This window comes from Natrialbaceae archaeon AArc-T1-2, assembly GCF_030273315.1.
Classification (GTDB): Archaea; Halobacteriota; Halobacteria; order Halobacteriales; family Natrialbaceae; genus Tc-Br11-E2g1.
In genome coordinates this window covers 1,226,080-1,242,251 of record NZ_CP127174.1, presented here as the reverse complement: position 1 = coordinate 1,242,251, position 16,172 = coordinate 1,226,080, and the positions used below count along the sequence as shown (strand labels likewise).

Sequence of the window (16,172 nt, the reverse complement as noted above, 5' to 3'; positions counted from 1 at the left end):
GTCGTGAGACGTCATAACTCTGTCGTGACTTCCTGACGGAGTCCAACGCGAGTGAAACGAGCGGTGGGCACGTCAGGACCGAACACAAGAGCGAGCGCTGAGCGATGCGAAGCGCCCGCGATAAGTGAGCGTCCTGACGGAGATTTACACCGACGCGGACGCCTCGCTACGCTCGGCGTTCTGCGTCGGTGAAAACGTCCTGACGGAGATTTGAACTCCGGTCCCTGGCTCCGCAAGCCAAGAGGATAGTCCACTACCCTATCAGGACTCATCTCTTCGTAGAGCGGTCCACGTTAAAGCCCTTTCGAAAGGGCTGTCGTGCTGTCGGGCGGTTTCGCGGGCCGTGGCCGTTGACTCGAGGCGACGGACCGAACCTTTAGGTATCAACCCGCGACCAGACTCCGCCATGTCACCGACGACGGGAGCACGAACCGGGCAACGACAACGTTTATGCGCGGGCTATTCATGCACGAGTATAGAATGAGCGACATCGAGGGCGTCTACGAGGACCTCGAGGCCGACGTCTCCCTCGAGGAGTTTCGCGAGGCCGTCGAGGCGAAAGTAGAGCAGATGGGTGGACTCGCGGACGAGGAGACGGCGGCGATGCTCGTCGCTCACGAACTCGGCGAGAGCGAAGTCGGCGGCGTCGCGGACGTCGAACCCGGCATGGAGGAAGCCAAGTTCGTCGCGAAGGTGGTGAGCATCGGCGAGCTACGGACGTTCGAACGCGACGGCGAGGACGAGGACGGTCGCGTGGTCAACGTCGAGGTCGCAGACGAGACGGGCTCCGTTCGCGCCGCGTTCTGGGACGAACACGCCGAGGCTGCAATCGGAGAACTCGAGGAGGGCCAGGTGTTACGGCTCAAGGGTCGTCCGAAGGAGGGCTTTTCCGGCGTCGAGGTCAGCGTCGACGAGGTCGAACCCGATCCAGACGCGGACGTCGACGTCCAGCTCTCCGATACGCAGACGGTCGAGGACCTCTCGCTCGGGCTCTCGAACGTCAACCTCGTGGGGGTCGTACTCGATACTGACTCGGTGCGGACGTTCGACCGCGACGACGGCTCCGAAGGGAGAGTCGCGAACCTCACGCTGGGCGATTCGACCGGTCGCGTTCGCGTGACGCTGTGGGACGAGCGAGCCGACCGCGTCGCGGACCTCGAGTCCGGGACGACCGTCGAGGTCGTCGACGGCTACGTCCGCGAACGCGACGGCGACCTCGAACTCCACGTCGGCAACCGGGGTGCAGTCGAGGAGGTCGATGCCGAGGTCGAGTACGTCCCCGAGAGCACGCCGATCGAGGACCTCGAGATCGGTCAGACGGTCGACGTCGCGGGGGTAATCCGGTCGGCAGATCCCAAACGCACCTTCGATCGCGACGACGGCTCGGAGGGTCAGGTTCGAAACGTTCGCCTGCAGGACGCCACCGGCGACGTTCGCGTCGCGCTGTGGGGCGAGAAAGCGGATATCGAACTCGGCCCCGGCGACGAGGTCGCGTTCACGGACGTCGAGGTCCAGGACGGCTGGCAGGACGACCTCGAGGCCTCGGCGGGGTGGCGATCGACGGTGACGGTGCTCGACGCCGACGATGCCGGTGCGGACGAATCCGACGCGGACGACGAGTCGGCCGGGCTCTCGGCGTTTTCAGACGACGGCACGGAGGACTCGACGGCCACCTCGAGCGATGTCGGCGGGGGCGACGGAGCTACGGGTACGGGTACGGACGCGGACGGCGAAGAACTCGAGTTCACGGGCGTGGTCGTCCAGGCCGGCGACCCGGTGGTGTTAGACGACGGTGAGGAGACGATGAGCGTCGAAACGGACGCGGACGTCGGACTCGGCGAGGAAGTCACCGCCCGCGGCGTCGTCCGCGACGGACGCCTCGAGGCGAGCGACGTGTTCTGATACGGCCGGTCGACCGATCCGCGGTTCGATCCCGCTAGGAAAACCATTAAGAGTGTCAACTGCAGGCATTAAGGTATGAACGTCGAGCTTCCGTTCGCCCCAGTAGACTCTATTATCCGGCGAAACGCAGGAAACCTCAGGGTGAGTGCCGAGGCGTCGGAGGAACTTGCAAAACGCATCCAGGAACACGGTGCCGACCTCGCAGGCGATGCGGCCCGTCGGGCGACGGAAGACGGTCGAAAGACGCTCATGGCGGCGGATTTCGACGTCGAGGTGGTCGTCGACAAGGACGATCTGGAGCTTCCGGTCGCACCGGTCGACCGGATCGCCCGTATCGAGATCGACGACCGGTACCGCGTCTCGATGGACGCCCGAATCGCCCTGGCTGACATCCTCGAAGACTACGCTGACAACGTCGCCCGTGCGGCGGCGACGCTCGCTCGACACGCCGACCGGCGGACGATCAAGGCCGAAGACATCGAGACGTACTTCTCGCTGTTCGAGTGAGATGCGATTTGGTTACAGCGACACCTGTCTCGAGCACGACCCCGGTTCCCGCCACCCGGAGTCGCCCGACCGGCTACGTGCGATCCGTGAGGGGCTGAAACGAAAACACGGCGTCGAGTACGTCGAGGCCGACCCCGCCACGATCGAACAGCTCGCGGCAGTTCACGACCGCGAGTATCTCGAGGAGATTCGATCGTTCTGTGCCGACGGTGGGGGCAACTGGGACCCCGATACGATCGCGGTCGAAGAAACCTGGGACGCAGCTCTCCGGAGTGCCGGATTGGCCTGCTGGGCCGCCGAGGCGGCCCTCGAGGGGGAAGACGGACGCGAGACGCCGTTTTCGCTCGGACGCCCGCCGGGACACCACGCTGTTACCGACGACGCGATGGGGTTTTGCTTCGCCAACAACGTCGCCGTCGCCGCCCAGCATGCACTCGAGGACCTGCGTGCACGACGAGTCGCGATCGTCGACTGGGACGTCCACCACGGCAACGGCACACAGGACATCTTCTACGATCGGGGTGACGTCTTCGTCGCCTCGATCCACGAGAGCGGGCTCTACCCTGGCACCGGCGACGTCGACGAAGCCGGCGAGGGAGACGGTGAGGGCACGACGGTGAACGTTCCGATGCCCGCAGGAGCCGACGACGCCGACTACCTGCGGACCGTCGAGGGCGTGCTCGCGCCCGCACTCGAGTCGTTCGACCCCGACCTCCTGCTCGTCAGTGCCGGCTTCGACGCCCACCGTCACGATCCGATCTCTCGCATTCGCCTCTCGACGGACGCCTACGCCGTCATGACGGATCGACTCCGAACGATCGCCAACGACACCGACGCTGCGCTCGCGTTCGTCCTCGAGGGGGGGTACGGTCTGGAGCTGCTCGCCGAAAGCGTCGCGATCGTCCACGAGGTCTTCGACGGCCAGCGGCCGATCGTTCCCGACGGCGACGTGAGCGACGACGTCGACGAGACGCTCTCTGCGGTCGCCGACGTCCACGGGATCGACTACTGACTACGGACGCGGATCGACGTACCGGGCCAGCTCCTCGCCGAACTCCTCGAGGACGGCGGTGAGTTCCTCGCCGACCAGCAGGTCGTAGCCGTCCTCGAGCGTCGTCTCGACGCGGGCACCCAGCGAGACGTCGAACAGCCGGTCGCTCTCGAGGAATTCGACGGCGCTCGTCCACTCCCGGCGACGTTCGACGACGTAGCGCTCGCCCTCGACGAACGGACCGTAGACGTCCGGATCGTCTGCGTACGCCTCGAAAAACCCCTCGGCATGGCCGCGGACGTGAACCGGGGGGCCGTCGTGGCGCTCGAGGAGGGGTCGCTCGGCGACCGCGAGTTCGACGAGCAAGACGGCGGTCTCGTCGGCGAACGTCGCCGCCCGGAAGACGTCGAACCCGCGCGCTTCTAACTCGCGTGTGATCCCTCCGAGTGACTTTCGGAGCTGGGGGTAGAGCTGGTCGTCGACCAGGTCCGGAGCCGGAAAGCGGATTGCGATCGGCGTCGTCCCGCGGCGCTCGAGGTGAGCCTCGAGGTCGGATTCGGAGAGCGGGTCGACCGTCGTCGGTTCGAAACACTCCTGGCGAGGATTCGCCAGGAACTCGCGGGCGTAGTGTTGAAACCGGGCGACGTTCGCCGCCGAACAGACCGCAGCGACGTTGCGCTCCGGGTCCGTTGGATCGATCACGACGAGTGCGTCGTCGAACGTCTCGCGGCCGTGAGCTTCGGGATCGAGCCGGACCGGCGGCTCCCAGTCCGCGGCGGCCTCGAGCAGTGGTTCGAAGCCGCCATACTCGAGAGTGAGCAGTTCGGTCAGGTAGCCGCTGAATCCCCTGGTCTGCAGGTCGCTTCCGTAGACGCCAACGCCTTTCGTGAACGCCTTCGTCAGCCGCACGTCGGCCGCCAGCTCGGGATCGAGTCGCTCCTGAACGTACGCGGTGTGGAAGGGAGTCCGGTCGACGGCCGATCGGATCTCCGTCGCGTCCTCGAGCCGAAAGCAGGGGACGACGTCGACGTCGAACCCCTCGTACTCGCCGGTGACGTAGGGGTGTTCGGCGTACTCCTCGCGGCCGTCGGGCAGGGTCGCGTGGCCGACCGCGAGACCGTACTCCTCGAGGCACTCGCTATCGAGATCGGGCGGGAACCTGACGAAGACGTCGACGTCCCGGTCGCCGCTGATCCAGGTGTTCCGCGCCGTCGACCCGACCCGCATGACGTCGGCGTCGGGACAGCGCTCGGTCGCCGCCTGCTCGGCGCGTGCACGCAGTTCGTCGGCGACGGCCTCGAGTCGGTCGCGTTCGTCCTCGTCGGGATCGATCCGCTCGCGGACCCGGGAGAGGACTCCCTCGAGGTCGCTACGTGTGTGCTCGTCGGCTCCCTCGTCGGTCATTAGGCGGACGTACTCCGGCGGTGCGTGAAAGCGTGTCGACCCGCCGTTGGGTGAAAACGAAAGCCCTATCAAATGCCCGCGGCTACCCAGAACTGCCGCGAGCCGAAGTAGCTCAGATGGTAGAGCGCCTCGCTGTTAACGAGGCGGTCCCAGGTTCGAGTCCTGGCTTCGGCGCTTCCTTTTGACGGGTCGGTCACGGCATACGGCGCTTCCAGGATGACGTATTCGAGACGTGAGCGTGTCGGTCAAGTAGCTCGCGTCCGTACGCGACTCTCGTGAGCGATACGCGAGGCCCCCTCCAGCCGGACCGCCCCGACGTCGATCGACCGTTCGCGGTCGACGCGCCCTTCGAGCCTGCGGGCGATCAGCCCGAGGCAATCGAGCAGTTGGCCGCGGGATTTCGACGGGGAAAGGACAAGCAGACCCTGCTCGGCGTCACCGGTTCCGGGAAGACGAACACTGTCTCCTGGCTGATCGAGGAGATCCAGCAGCCGACGCTGGTGATCGCCCACAACAAGACGCTGGCAGCGCAACTGTACGAGGAGTTCCGGAGCCTCTTTCCCGACAACGCCGTCGAGTACTTCGTCTCCTACTACGACTACTACCAGCCCGAGGCCTACGTCGAACAGACCGACACCTACATCGACAAGGACGCCTCGATCAACGACGAGATCGACCGCCTGCGACACAGCGCGACCCGGTCGCTCCTGACCCGGGAAGACGTCATCGTCGTCGCCTCCGTCTCGGCGATCTACGGGCTCGGCGATCCGCGCAACTACGTCGACATGTCGATGCGCCTCGAGGTCGGCGAGCAGGTCGGCCGCGACGACCTGCTCGCGCGGCTGGTCGATCTGAACTACGAGCGCAACGACGTCGACTTCACCCAGGGCACCTTCCGCGTTCGGGGCGACACGATCGAGATCTACCCGATGTACGGCCGCTACGCCGTCCGGGTGGAGCTGTGGGGCGACGAGATCGATCGCATGCTGAAAGTCGATCCCCTCGAGGGCGAGGTCGTAAGCGAAGAGCCCGCAGTCTTGATCCACCCCGCAGAACACTACTCGATCCCGGAACCGAAACTCGAGCGGGCGATGGCGGAGATCCGCGAGGATCTCGAGGACCGGGTCAGCTACTTCGAGCGCCAGGGTGATCTCGTCGCCGCCCAGCGGCTGGAGGAACGGACGACGTTCGACCTCGAGATGATGGCGGAGACGGGCTACTGTTCGGGTATCGAGAACTACTCGGTGTATCTCTCGGATCGAGAGCCGGGCGACTCGCCTTACACGTTGCTCGATTACTTCCCCGAGGACTTTCTGACCGTCGTCGACGAGTCCCACCAGACGCTGCCCCAGATCCGCGGCCAGTACGAGGGCGACAAGTCCCGCAAGGACTCGCTCGTCGAGAACGGCTTTCGTCTGCCGACGAGCTACGACAACCGTCCGCTCACCTTCGAGGAGTTCGAAGAAAAGACCGACCGGACGCTGTACGTCTCCGCCACACCGGGCGAGTACGAACGCGAGCACTCGGCACAGATCGTCGAGCAGATCGTCCGACCCACCCACCTCGTCGACCCGGCGATCGAGGTCGCTCCCGCCACCGGTCAGGTCGACGACCTCATGGACCGCATCGACGGGCGTATCGACCGCGACGAGCGCGTCCTCGTGACGACGCTGACAAAGCGGATGGCCGAAGATCTCACGGCGTATCTCGAGGAAGCAGGGATCGACGTCGCGTACATGCACGACGAGACCGACACGCTCGAACGACACGAGATTATCCGCTCGCTGCGGCTGGGCGAGATCGACGCCCTCGTGGGGATCAACCTCCTGCGGGAGGGACTCGACATCCCCGAGGTCTCGCTGGTCGCCATCCTCGACGCCGACCAGGAGGGCTTTCTTCGCAGCGAGACGATGCTCGTCCAGACGATGGGCCGGGCCGCACGCAACGTCAACGGCGAGGTCGTCCTCTACGCCGACGACCCCTCGTCGGCGATGGAGTCGGCCATCGAGGAGACGAAGCGTCGCCGGGAGATTCAACAGGAGTACAACGAGGAACACGGCCTCGAGCCGACGACGATCGAGAAAGAGATCGGCGAGACGAACCTGCCCGGCAGCAAGACCGACACCAGCGAGGTCTCCGGGCAGGAACTCGAGGACGCCGAGGCGGCCGCCCGCTACGTCGACGACCTCGAGACGCAGATGCAGGAGGCAGCGAACAACCTCGAGTTCGAACTCGCGGCGGACATCCGGGATCGCATTCGGGAGATCCGTGAGGAGTTCGACCTCGAGGACAGCGACGACGAAGCCGGGGTCGCACCGCCGAGCGAGGAGTTCTAGGGTCGTCGACTCCCCAGTCGTCTCGGCGACTGGGAACTCTTTCCGCTGGTGTGAAGTCCACTTTTGATCTGTCCGACCTGAAGCGATACATGCACACTCACCTGGCCGGCTGCACCCGTTCACCAGGCGCTGTCGTCGATAGAGACGCCCTCGAGCAGTCCGTCAGGAATGTGTCCGTGGTTGTCTTTGGCTCTCTGCCACCACTGGGCCTTGACGGGCTCGCTGTAGCGTTTCAGCTCGTCTTGTGTCAGCTCCCCGAACTCCGGTTTCGCACCGGCTTCTTTCGCCTCGATAGCGGACAACCCGTACTGGGCAGCGACGCGATCCATCCAGCTTTCGACGGTATCCTCTCTCGTATCCAATCGCTTCGCGATCCCGCTACTCGAGTAGCCCGCGTGTCGGTACGCCAACGCCTCCGGGATCGGTTCTCGCACGTCGGCGGCTCGACGGATGTAGCTGGCGGCGAGTTCGATCTTTCGGTCTTCGGAGATGTCGTCGAGACTCATGCTCGTTCGGTGGACGCGGCGGGTAATAATGGCACCGCGAACGAAACGGTTGTGACTGGTTGCGGACATAGCCGATGATGTGACGACGGCGAACGTGTCGGCACAGACGGAGGGATGGCTCGTTGCCGTTCGTGTCGGACACTCCGCTTCGTTCCGTCTCTCTCAGAACAACCCCTCGACGTCGTCTTCTTTCGCTCGCCGGCGCTCGACGTGTGCCGAGAGCCGCCGGTAGACGACATCGCGGTGGTCGCTCCGGACGAAAGCGAACACCACGGCGATGAAGCGACTGTCGTCCCGTCCCGCCTCGAGGTCGTCGATCGCGTACTCGGCTGCGGCCGTGACGGGGTCGTCGTCGAAGTCCAACTCCGCGGCCAGTACGCCGGCGGCGATCGCCGTCGGCCGGACGTCGAGGTCGTTCAGACCGGGCGTCTCGCCCTCGTGGACGAGTCGGATCGGTGATCGGCGCTCGATCACCTCGGGATCGGACGCCAGCGACTCGAGGTAGTCCCGCACCGGGGGCAGATCGACGTCGCGGTAGGCCGCCGGCAGCCCCTCGAGATACTCGCGTGCGCTTTCGGCCAGCCCGACCGCACCCGTCCAGTTGCGATCGCGAGCGTGGTAGACCGCGGCGGTGAACTGGATCAACCCGTGGAGGAGCCGTTCGTCGTCGGTGCCGGACTCGAGGGCGAGCCAGCGATCCTCCCAGGCGTCGTGGGCGGCGTGGTAGTAGCCGTCGTTGTAGACGGCGACGCCGGCACGGAGCGCGTCGCGCATGGTCGTGGTACGGCCGCCGGCGTGAAAAGCGAGGCGTCGGCGCGACGGAAGGCGGCCTCGAGTGACAGATGCGGGCGGTTCGATTCGGAAGCTGCTTTTGCGGAGGCGTACATCAATGACACCAAAAAACGAAGACAAGGGAAGATACACCACTTCGAACACACCCCGTTCACACGGATCAGTACCACTCCGATGCGGAGATACGTACTATGATGTCGCCCCAGACTAACGGCCGCAAAATTACCGCGTACCTAGTATCAATCTTCACGATCGTCTTCGGAACGGTTTACGTGTTCGCAAGCGCTATCGGTTTCGGCGTCCCGATAATCGCCGCTGGAACCATCGCAAATCCGTGGATCCGGGACGTGGTGAGGACCTATCTTGGCATTCACGTTCCGGCAGTTGCCGTCGCTCTCCTCTACGTTCTCGGCTGGATCGTCGCCCTCTGGCTTTCGCCGCCTCCAGACGTTTCGTTATTTTTACCCTTTCACTCTCAGCCGACACACTGACTATCCTGTTGCTTTTGGTTCGAATTGATCCAAAAGCCGTCCGATCACTCCTCGAAATCGTCCTCGCGGCTCCCAGTGGTCGCCGCTCGGTATCCCGAGGGCTCCTGCCTGCGGGCACGTCGCCCTCGTTACTCCCACCGGAAGCGTCCGTTCCGCTGGATCACCTCGCCGTCGACCTCGAGCCGCGAGTCCTCGCTCACGTCGGTGATGAGGTCGACGTGGACGGCCGACGCGGTGCCGGATTCGCCCTCGGGGAGGCAGGCGTCGTAGGCCCGCCCGAGCGCGAGGTGGACGGTGTCGCCCATCTTCTCGTCGAAGAGGATGTTGTCGGTGTAGCGGTCGATGTCGCGATTCATCCCGATCCCGAGTTCGCCGAGTCGGCGGGCACCGTCGTCGGTCTCGAGTACGTCGCCGATGACGTCTTCGCCTTCGCTCGCCCCGTAGTCGACCACCTCGCCGTCGGCGAACTCGAGGCGGACGCCCCGGACCGACTCGCCGCGGATCGTCATCGGGACGTCGAAGACGACCTCGCCCTCGGTCTCGGCGGGTGCAGTGAAGACCTCGCCGCTGGGGAGGTTGTGCGAGTCGTAGGCGACGCTCGCGGCGCTGTTGACCGCCGTGCGGTCTGCGATCGACATCGTCAGGTCGGTGTCCCCGGAGACGAGTCGGACCTCGCTGCCCGCGTCGAGGATCTCTTTCACCCGGTCCATCTCCGCGGCGAGAGACTCCCAGTCCCGGATGATCGCGCCGTAGGCGAACTCCTGGTACTCCTCGTAGGCCATGGTCGCCTGCTGGGCGAGCGAGCGCGTCGGGTGGACCGTCGATACCCAGCGCGTGTCGTAGCGGGCCTCTCGAATGTCCTGGCGGGCCTCGCGGTAGGCGTTGCGAGCCTCGCCGGGGACGTCCGCAGTGGCGCTCGTGTTTCGCCCGCCGCCCAGCGAGAGGTAGACATCGGCCTCGCGGGCGAGTGCGAGCTCGTGGTCGGCCTCGTCGAACTCGCCGTCGTGTGCCTGCAGGTAGGCCCGCTGCAGTTCTCCGGAGCTGTAGGTCGCGAGCAGGTTGGCCCCCCGCTCGCCCAGTGCCTCGGCGACGGCGACCGCCAGTTCGTGAGCTTCGGGGCCGACCGAGACGACGACGTCGTCGCCGGGCTCGACCCGTGCACTCCAGTCGACCAGAATCTCGGCGTGTTCGCGAACGCGTTCGTCCATACCTCCACTGCGAGCGGGGCGAGCAAAACTCCCACCGGTCTACGAGGTCGTCCCGGCGACCTCGAGCCCGTCCCGGGAGCGTGCGAGTGCAACGACGAGGTAGACAAACGGCGTGTCGACCACGGCGATGGCGAGTTTCAGCAGGTACTGGCCGACGATCAGGGCGGCGACGACCTCGAGTGGGAGGACGGCGCCGACGCCGAACAGCGCGGGCGCGATTGTGAACGCGACGGAGACGAAGATGAGGGTGTCGATGGCCTGGCTGGTGCCGGTCGAGACGATGTTGCGCAGCCAGAGCCGGTCGGGGCCGGTGCGGTCTCTGATCTCGTGGAAGAGCCAGACGTCCCAGTTCTGGCTGACGACGTAGGCGAGCAGGCTGCCGGCGACGATGTTCGTCGACGCGCCGAGCACGTCGGCGAACGCGGCGGGATCGACGCTATTCTCGGCAGCGGGCGCGGCGATCGTCGACCACACCAACAGGAGGACGACGAAGTTCATCGCGAACGCGACGTTGACGACGATCTGTGCCGCTCGCCGACCGTAGAGTTCGGCGTAACAGTCGCTGGCGAAGAACGTGAGCGCGTACGCAAGCGCCGCACCTGGCAGGACGAGGTCGGCACCCGTCACCGGGAGCGAGAACGGCAGCGAGAACGCGAGCACCTTCGAGGCCGTCAGCTGTGCGGTCACGAGTGCCGTGACGAACAGCCCGATCAGTGCGACCTGCGGGACCGTCGGCGTCCCTCGAGCGTCTGTCATCGATCCGCGGTAGTAACGGCGAAACCGTAAGTGGTGCTATTCGAGTACGACTCGAGTCGGACCCGACACTCCGCTCGAGAACCTCGGCTGGAGACCGCCGTGACGACCGTACCCGGACCGCTGCCGCGAGCCGTGGCTTTTCGGTTTTGCCCGTCTTCGACTCGCCTATGCTCCCGATCGCGATGGGATGGCGACGGCTGCTGTTCGCGAACTGGCCGCTCGAGCCCGAGGCCGTCGACGCCCGGCTCCCGGACGCGCTCGCGGCCGACACCCACGAGGGGCGGGCCTGGCTGTCGATCGTCCCCTTTCGCAACGTCGACGTCCGGCCGCGCGGGCTGCCCGCGTGGCTGGGACTGGACCTGCCCGAACTCAACCTCCGGACGTACGTCCGGTGTGACGGCGAGCCGGGCGTCTACTTCTTCAGCCTCGACGCCGAGGGAATCGCCGGCGTCCTCGGGGCACGCGTGACCCACTACCTGCCGTACTACTACGCCCGCATCGGGATGCGAGAACGGAACGACGTCGTCCGGTTTCGCACCGTCAGACGCCATCCCGGCGCGCGGCCGGTGCTGTTCGACGCGAGCTACGAACCCGTCGGGGAGTCGTTCACTCCCGCACCCGGCTCGCTCGCTGCGTTCCTGACCGAACGCTACCGCTACTACAGCCAGGACGCGAGCGGGCAGGTCCGCTACGCCGACGTCGACCACGAGCCCTGGACGCTGCAGGCGGCGACGGTCACCCTCGAGGAGAACACGCTCTTCGAGGCCAACGGCTTCGACGAGCCTGCGGGCAGCCCCGTCTGTTACTACAGCCGCGGGCTCGACGTGACGGCCTCGCGCAACCGGCCGTTTCGCTGACCCGGCGACGACCTGTGGTCGCTCGCGTACTGCGATCGGAACCGATTAGCCGGCGGCGACGGGAGGTGTGGGTGTGACCGAGAAGACGTACACGCTGACGGGTGAACGGATCAGCCCGCGACGGACGCGCATCGACGCCGACGACGCCGAGTTCGTGATCGGCGAGGACGCGAGCCCGGTCGAGTACCTGCTCGGGTCGATGCTCGCCTGTCTCAACGCGACGGCGACGAAAGTCGCGAGCGAGATGGATCTCGAGGTCGACGACCTGACCGCGACGGTCGAGGGCGATATCGACTACGCGGCGTTCCTCGGCAAGGACGAGGACGCCCGCGCCGGGTTCGGGGACCTGCAGATCACACTGGACGTCGCGGCGGACGCCGACGAGGAGACTCTCGAGGAGTGGCTCGCAGCCGTCGAAACGCGCTGTCCGGTCAACGACACCGTCCAGGGTGAGACGGCGGTCGACGTCGAACTGGCCTGACAGCACCCACGCGCCGGCAGCTCACGGCCGAGTAGCAGGTCGACCACAGCGACAGTCGGTTCGTGAGACTCGTTCTCGCGGCTACCACGGTAAGTAATGACGCTGGCGGGCAAAGCTCTGTGTATGTACGAGCACGTACTGGTGCCGACTGACGGGAGCGAGCCGGCCGACCGTGCCGTCGACCAGGCGGTCGAACTCGCAGCCCGGTTCGACGCGACGTTGCACGCGCTGTTCGTCGTCGACGTCGACGAACGGACGCCGCTTTCCATCTCGAGCGAACCCGTCGTCGAGGGACTGCGAACGGAAGGCGAGAAGATCACCCAGGAGGCCGTCGACCGGGCCCCCGACGACCTCGAGACGGTGACCGCCGTCGAGCAAGGTGAGGCAGACGAGACCATCCTCGCGTACGCCGGCGACCACGACGTCGACGCGATCGTGATGGGGACCCACGGTCGACGCGGGCTCGACCGGTTCCTGCTCGGCAGCGTCACCGAGAGCGTGCTGCGAAACGCCGACTGCTCGGTGCTCGTGTCCCGCTCGACCGGACCGAGAGACGAGTAGCGACTCGCGGGCTTTCTCGACCGGACCGAGGCGTCAGCGACGGGCGAACAGGTTGTACAGCCAGCCGAGGATGTAGCCGGCGGCGAAACCGTCGACGAACCCCCAGGCCGTGCCGATCGTCGTCGACTCTTCGTAGCCGATGTAGAGATCGGCGAACAACTCGCGCCACCCGTCTCCCCAGCCGAACCGGGACGTAAGCCCGAGGACGGCCATGGCAACCGCCCAGAGCACGCCAGCCGCGAGCCCGAGTGCGAACGGATCGACTGGACCGTCGTCGTTCGAGGTCATAATCGAAACGTCGACGCTCTCACACTTCGTTCTTCTGGCGGTCACTCGACATCGACGGTCCGTGTCTCGACGACGGGAACGAGCGGCTCCTCGGGCGTGACGACGGAGACGGTGAACTCGAGGATGTCCTCGTCGGCCCCGAAGACGCCCACGGGGACGGTCTCGCTATCCCGCAGGTAGGTACTCGTACTCGTCATCTCGACGCCGTTGACCGTCACCCGGATGCCCACCTGGGCCGGCTCGCCGACGTTTCTGATCGTGACCTCGTGGACGTCGCTCTCGCCGGGTGCGACGCGTTCGGGGAACGATCCCCACTCGAGTTCGATCGCCGGCAGCGACTGGGCACCTTCGTAGACGCGTTCGGCGATGCCTTCTGCGAGTCCGGCGTCGCCGATCCCCTCGATGCCCGCCTCGAGGACGTCGCCGGGCGTCGAGAGTCCCTCTGCGGCGAGTTTGCTCGCCCGGCCGGCGGCGACGCCGTCGATGGCCGTCAGCCCGACTGCGTCCTCGGCGACGCCGTTTTCGACGCGACCTTCGAGCCGGCGAGCGAGGTTCGCCGCGTGGGGGCCGTGAAAGCGCTCGAGGAAGGCACGCAACGCCGCGAGCAGGCGGAGGGCGTTCTGGCGGATCACCCAGGCGTCGCTTTGCAGTTCCCCGGGGGTCGTCCCGCTTGCGGCCCCCCGGAGGATCGCGAGCACTTTCCGTTCGCCCGGCTCGAGGTCGTCGGTTTCCTGACCGACGAGGACGGCACTGATCGCGTCGCGTTCGGCCTGGCGCGCGGAGACGGAGTCGAACTCCGCGGCCGTCGCGACCGCACGCAACAGGTCGCCGGCCGCGAGGTCGTCGCGTTCGCACAGCTGGGCGAAGGCTGCAGCAGTGTCGAGCCGGAGGTAGTACTTCGAGGCGAGTACGCCAAGTGGCGTCGCGTCGATCGAGAGCCCGTCCATTTCGACGAACCCCCGATCGACGAGCTCCTCGAGCGTGTCCCGGACCCGTTCCCGGAGGTTCGGGAAGTCGTACTCGTCGGGCCGGGACTGGCCCCGGACGTAGTAAAACGTCGTCTCGAGCCAGTCCATGACGTCCTCGAGGTCGGTGATCGTCCCCATCGCGATCTCGGCGTTGAGGTGGGACTCGAGCTCTGCGGCCAGCCGGGACTCGATCTCTTTGCCGTCCCGGAGCAGCTGCCGGTACCGGTCGGCGTCGGCACGGTCACAGACGACCCAGCCGTAGCCGACGTCGTCGTAGCCGGGCCGACCCGCCCGCCCGAGCATCTGGAGGACGTCCAGCGGACTCATGTCGACCTCGCCCTCGAGGGGGTCGTGGAGCTTGGTGTCGCGGATGACGACACAGCGGGCGGGGAGGTTCACGCCCCAGGCGAGCGTCGAGGTCGAAAAGAGGAGTTCGACCGTCCCCTCCTTGAACCACTCCTCGACCAGGTCCTTGTCGTTTTTCGAGAGCCCGGCGTGGTGGAAGGCGACGCCGTCGAGCACCGATTTCCGAAGCGTCTCGTCGTCGAGGGCGTCTTTGGTCTCGGCGTGGAAGTCGTAGTCGCCCCGCGGGCCGACCTGCAGGTCGCGGTCGGCGATCTCGTCTCTGGCCGTCTTCGCCGCCTCGACGGTGTCCTGTCGCGAGGCGACGAACACGAGCGCCTGGCCGTCCTCCCGGAGGTGGGGTTCGGCCAGATCGAGCGCCCGGTAGAGCCGGCGGTACTTGTCCGCGAAGGAGTTCTCGCCGTGGGTGTAGGTCTTCACGCCGGCGTTGAGATCGACCGGACGGTAGTCGTCGTCGAACTCGAAGGTACACTCGTCCGGGGCGTCGAGCCACGCCGCCACGTCGTCGACGTTTGGCATCGTCGCCGACAGTGCGACGATCCGTGGCTCACAGAGCCGACGCAGCCGGGAGACCGTCACCTCGAGGACCGCCCCCCGTCGGTCGGCGTCGAGTAAGTGGACCTCGTCGATGACGCAGACGTCGACGTCGGTGACGAACTCGTACCGCCGAGAGTCGTGTTTGCGCGTCGCCGAGTCGAGTTTCTCGGGAGTCATCACGAGGATGTCCGCGTGACGCGCCCGACGCGGGTTGAGCTCTCGCTCGCCCGTGACGACGTACACCGAGTAGCCGAGTTCCTCGAAGCGATCCCAGTCGCTTTCTTTCTCGTTGGTTAGCGCCCGCAACGGGGCGATAAAGAGTGCGGTCCCGTCCTCGGCGAGTGTCTTACAGATCGCCAGTTCCGCCAGCGCGGTCTTGCCGGAGGCCGTCGGCGCGCTCGCGACGACGTTTGCCTCGCGCTCGAGCAGGGCGGGCAGCGCCTCACGTTGCATCCGGTTGAACTCCTCGAAGGCGAAGGCGTCGGCAAACTCGGGCAGAACCTCGGCGACCTCCATCAGGTGGAGACGTGAGTCGGGTGCTGAAAGGCGTTTCTGTTACGGTCGCACGAACGCGCTCGTCTCGTCACCTCACGGCGTCGTCCGCGTGGCGTCGACGCCGTCGAGTTGTTCCGAGAGGATGATACTCGCACGGTGTGGCCGTGGCAGTCGCTCGAACGTGAGTTCCGGATCGCCGGAACCGGCAGTGTAGACGGTCAGGTCGCCGTATCCGAGCAGCCGGCCGAGCGCCGACTGACGTAACGTGGTGTTCTGGACGCGATTGAGACGAAACTGCGTGACGTCGTGGGTGACGACGCCGCGTTTCTCGTACAGCTCCGACGAGGTGATCACGTACCGCGTGTGGGTCCAGAACAGGTACAACACGGCGAGCAGCCCCGTTCCGGCGACCGCGAGAACGATCCCTGCGGCCGTCAGGATCGTCCGGCCCTCGGTGACGCCCCAGACGAGCAGCGGGACGCCGACGAGGACGAGAGCGGCACCGACGAGTAACCGTCGCCCCATCGCAACCGGATGCGGACGGCTCTCCCAGACGACGTCCTCCCCGTTCCCCAGATGGACCCAGTCCGGACTCGTCTCGGTTGCCATAGTGTAAGCATACACCCCTCGCGTCTGTAAACCTGTCGTAATCTAAACAATAAGTGGACTGTCTGGATCACGGAGGCATCACGACCGAGAGCGAGTTGGAGGCCGGGGACCATCACGACT

Annotated in this window: 16 protein-coding genes and 2 tRNA genes; 9 read left to right on the top strand and 9 right to left on the bottom strand. The window is 66.1% G+C overall.

Going from position 1 to position 16,172, the window contains the following annotated elements; translation table 11 throughout:
* Positions 1 to 195 precede the first annotated feature (195 nt).
* A tRNA-Arg gene (locus QQ977_RS06355) sits at positions 196 to 268 on the bottom strand.
* A 212-nt stretch (positions 269 to 480) separates the two neighbouring features.
* On the opposite strand from QQ977_RS06355, the gene QQ977_RS06350 reads away from it, so the two are divergent.
* From QQ977_RS06350 to QQ977_RS06340, 3 genes are all read left to right on the top strand, one after another.
* Positions 481 to 1,902 carry a single-stranded DNA binding protein gene (locus QQ977_RS06350; protein WP_285928259.1) on the top strand — a complete coding sequence of 474 codons (1,422 nt, stop codon included), beginning with the start codon at positions 481 to 483 and terminating at the stop codon, positions 1,900 to 1,902.
* 75 nt (positions 1,903 to 1,977) lie between these two features.
* A complete protein-coding gene (locus QQ977_RS06345) occupies positions 1,978 to 2,409 on the top strand; it encodes a histone (protein WP_285928257.1) in 432 nt (143 codons plus the stop codon).
* 1 nt (position 2,410) lies between these two features.
* Complete coding sequence (locus tag QQ977_RS06340; RefSeq protein WP_285928256.1) at positions 2,411 to 3,421, top strand: histone deacetylase family protein; 1,011 nt, start codon at positions 2,411 to 2,413, stop codon at positions 3,419 to 3,421.
* Here QQ977_RS06340 and cca read toward each other — a convergent pair whose 3' ends face one another.
* Positions 3,422 to 4,804, bottom strand: coding sequence for a CCA tRNA nucleotidyltransferase (gene cca, locus QQ977_RS06335; RefSeq protein WP_285928255.1), 1,383 nt, complete (start codon positions 4,802 to 4,804; stop codon positions 3,422 to 3,424).
* 101 nt (positions 4,805 to 4,905) lie between these two features.
* On the opposite strand from cca, the gene QQ977_RS06330 reads away from it, so the two are divergent.
* A tRNA-Asn gene (locus QQ977_RS06330) sits at positions 4,906 to 4,978 on the top strand.
* A gap of 101 nt (positions 4,979 to 5,079) precedes the next feature.
* The gene (uvrB, locus tag QQ977_RS06325; protein ID WP_285928254.1) at positions 5,080 to 7,140 is read left to right on the top strand and encodes an excinuclease ABC subunit UvrB; all 2,061 of its coding nucleotides are present in this window, start codon (positions 5,080 to 5,082) and stop codon (positions 7,138 to 7,140) included.
* Positions 7,141 to 7,259: 119 nt separating this feature from the next.
* Here the strand turns inward: uvrB and QQ977_RS06320 are convergent, their stop codons facing one another.
* Both QQ977_RS06320 and QQ977_RS06315 read right to left on the bottom strand, forming a co-directional pair.
* Complete coding sequence (locus tag QQ977_RS06320) at positions 7,260 to 7,646, bottom strand: hypothetical protein (RefSeq protein WP_285928253.1); 387 nt, start codon at positions 7,644 to 7,646, stop codon at positions 7,260 to 7,262.
* A gap of 162 nt (positions 7,647 to 7,808) precedes the next feature.
* Positions 7,809 to 8,420 (bottom strand): DUF309 domain-containing protein, encoded by a 612-nt coding sequence (locus tag QQ977_RS06315; protein WP_285928252.1) that lies wholly within the window; start codon positions 8,418 to 8,420, stop codon positions 7,809 to 7,811.
* A 209-nt stretch (positions 8,421 to 8,629) separates the two neighbouring features.
* Here QQ977_RS06315 and QQ977_RS06310 point away from each other — a divergent pair, with 209 nt between their 5' ends.
* A complete protein-coding gene (locus QQ977_RS06310; protein ID WP_285928251.1) occupies positions 8,630 to 8,929 on the top strand; it encodes a hypothetical protein in 300 nt (99 codons plus the stop codon).
* A gap of 128 nt (positions 8,930 to 9,057) precedes the next feature.
* Here QQ977_RS06310 and QQ977_RS06305 read toward each other — a convergent pair whose 3' ends face one another.
* Both QQ977_RS06305 and QQ977_RS06300 read right to left on the bottom strand, forming a co-directional pair.
* Positions 9,058 to 10,137, bottom strand: a complete 1,080-nt coding sequence (locus QQ977_RS06305; RefSeq protein WP_285928249.1) for an aminopeptidase — start codon at positions 10,135 to 10,137, stop codon at positions 9,058 to 9,060.
* Positions 10,138 to 10,176: 39 nt separating this feature from the next.
* A complete protein-coding gene (locus QQ977_RS06300; protein WP_285928248.1) occupies positions 10,177 to 10,893 on the bottom strand; it encodes a queuosine precursor transporter in 717 nt (238 codons plus the stop codon).
* A gap of 167 nt (positions 10,894 to 11,060) precedes the next feature.
* On the opposite strand from QQ977_RS06300, the gene QQ977_RS06295 reads away from it, so the two are divergent.
* From QQ977_RS06295 to QQ977_RS06285, 3 genes are all read left to right on the top strand, one after another.
* The gene (locus QQ977_RS06295; protein ID WP_285928247.1) at positions 11,061 to 11,750 is read left to right on the top strand and encodes a YqjF family protein; all 690 of its coding nucleotides are present in this window, start codon (positions 11,061 to 11,063) and stop codon (positions 11,748 to 11,750) included.
* Positions 11,751 to 11,823: 73 nt separating this feature from the next.
* On the top strand, positions 11,824 to 12,231 hold the full coding sequence (locus QQ977_RS06290) for an OsmC family protein (RefSeq protein ID WP_285928246.1): 408 nt from the start codon (positions 11,824 to 11,826) through the stop codon (positions 12,229 to 12,231).
* A gap of 123 nt (positions 12,232 to 12,354) precedes the next feature.
* On the top strand, positions 12,355 to 12,792 hold the full coding sequence (locus QQ977_RS06285; RefSeq protein WP_285928245.1) for a universal stress protein: 438 nt from the start codon (positions 12,355 to 12,357) through the stop codon (positions 12,790 to 12,792).
* 33 nt (positions 12,793 to 12,825) lie between these two features.
* Here QQ977_RS06285 and QQ977_RS06280 read toward each other — a convergent pair whose 3' ends face one another.
* The 3 genes from QQ977_RS06280 to QQ977_RS06270 form a co-directional block, all read right to left on the bottom strand.
* Positions 12,826 to 13,080, bottom strand: coding sequence for a bacteriophage holin (locus QQ977_RS06280; protein WP_285928244.1), 255 nt, complete (start codon positions 13,078 to 13,080; stop codon positions 12,826 to 12,828).
* A gap of 41 nt (positions 13,081 to 13,121) precedes the next feature.
* Positions 13,122 to 15,464 carry a DEAD/DEAH box helicase gene (locus QQ977_RS06275; protein ID WP_285928243.1) on the bottom strand — a complete coding sequence of 781 codons (2,343 nt, stop codon included), beginning with the start codon at positions 15,462 to 15,464 and terminating at the stop codon, positions 13,122 to 13,124.
* Between the two features lie 72 nt (positions 15,465 to 15,536).
* Positions 15,537 to 16,052 (bottom strand): PH domain-containing protein, encoded by a 516-nt coding sequence (locus QQ977_RS06270; protein ID WP_285928242.1) that lies wholly within the window; start codon positions 16,050 to 16,052, stop codon positions 15,537 to 15,539.
* Positions 16,053 to 16,172 lie beyond the last annotated feature (120 nt).

What these genes read in the sequence shown, in the direction of transcription:
- QQ977_RS06350 (WP_285928259.1), top strand. Translation starts at nt 481, where the DNA reads ATGAGCGACATCGAGGGCGTCTACGAGGACCTCGAGGCCGACGTCTCC.
- QQ977_RS06345 (WP_285928257.1), top strand. Translation starts at nt 1,978, where the DNA reads ATGAACGTCGAGCTTCCGTTCGCCCCAGTAGACTCTATTATCCGGCGA.
- QQ977_RS06340 (WP_285928256.1), top strand. Translation starts at nt 2,411, where the DNA reads ATGCGATTTGGTTACAGCGACACCTGTCTCGAGCACGACCCCGGTTCC.
- cca (WP_285928255.1), bottom strand. Translation starts at nt 4,804, where the DNA reads ATGACCGACGAGGGAGCCGACGAGCACACACGTAGCGACCTCGAGGGA.
- QQ977_RS06320 (WP_285928253.1), bottom strand. Translation starts at nt 7,646, where the DNA reads ATGAGTCTCGACGACATCTCCGAAGACCGAAAGATCGAACTCGCCGCC.
- QQ977_RS06315 (WP_285928252.1), bottom strand. Translation starts at nt 8,420, where the DNA reads ATGCGCGACGCGCTCCGTGCCGGCGTCGCCGTCTACAACGACGGCTAC.
- QQ977_RS06310 (WP_285928251.1), top strand. Translation starts at nt 8,630, where the DNA reads ATGATGTCGCCCCAGACTAACGGCCGCAAAATTACCGCGTACCTAGTA.
- QQ977_RS06305 (WP_285928249.1), bottom strand. Translation starts at nt 10,137, where the DNA reads ATGGACGAACGCGTTCGCGAACACGCCGAGATTCTGGTCGACTGGAGT.
- QQ977_RS06300 (WP_285928248.1), bottom strand. Translation starts at nt 10,893, where the DNA reads ATGACAGACGCTCGAGGGACGCCGACGGTCCCGCAGGTCGCACTGATC.
- QQ977_RS06295 (WP_285928247.1), top strand. Translation starts at nt 11,061, where the DNA reads ATGCTCCCGATCGCGATGGGATGGCGACGGCTGCTGTTCGCGAACTGG.
- QQ977_RS06285 (WP_285928245.1), top strand. Translation starts at nt 12,355, where the DNA reads ATGTACGAGCACGTACTGGTGCCGACTGACGGGAGCGAGCCGGCCGAC.
- QQ977_RS06280 (WP_285928244.1), bottom strand. Translation starts at nt 13,080, where the DNA reads ATGACCTCGAACGACGACGGTCCAGTCGATCCGTTCGCACTCGGGCTC.
- QQ977_RS06275 (WP_285928243.1), bottom strand. Translation starts at nt 15,464, where the DNA reads ATGGAGGTCGCCGAGGTTCTGCCCGAGTTTGCCGACGCCTTCGCCTTC.
- QQ977_RS06270 (WP_285928242.1), bottom strand. Translation starts at nt 16,052, where the DNA reads ATGGCAACCGAGACGAGTCCGGACTGGGTCCATCTGGGGAACGGGGAG.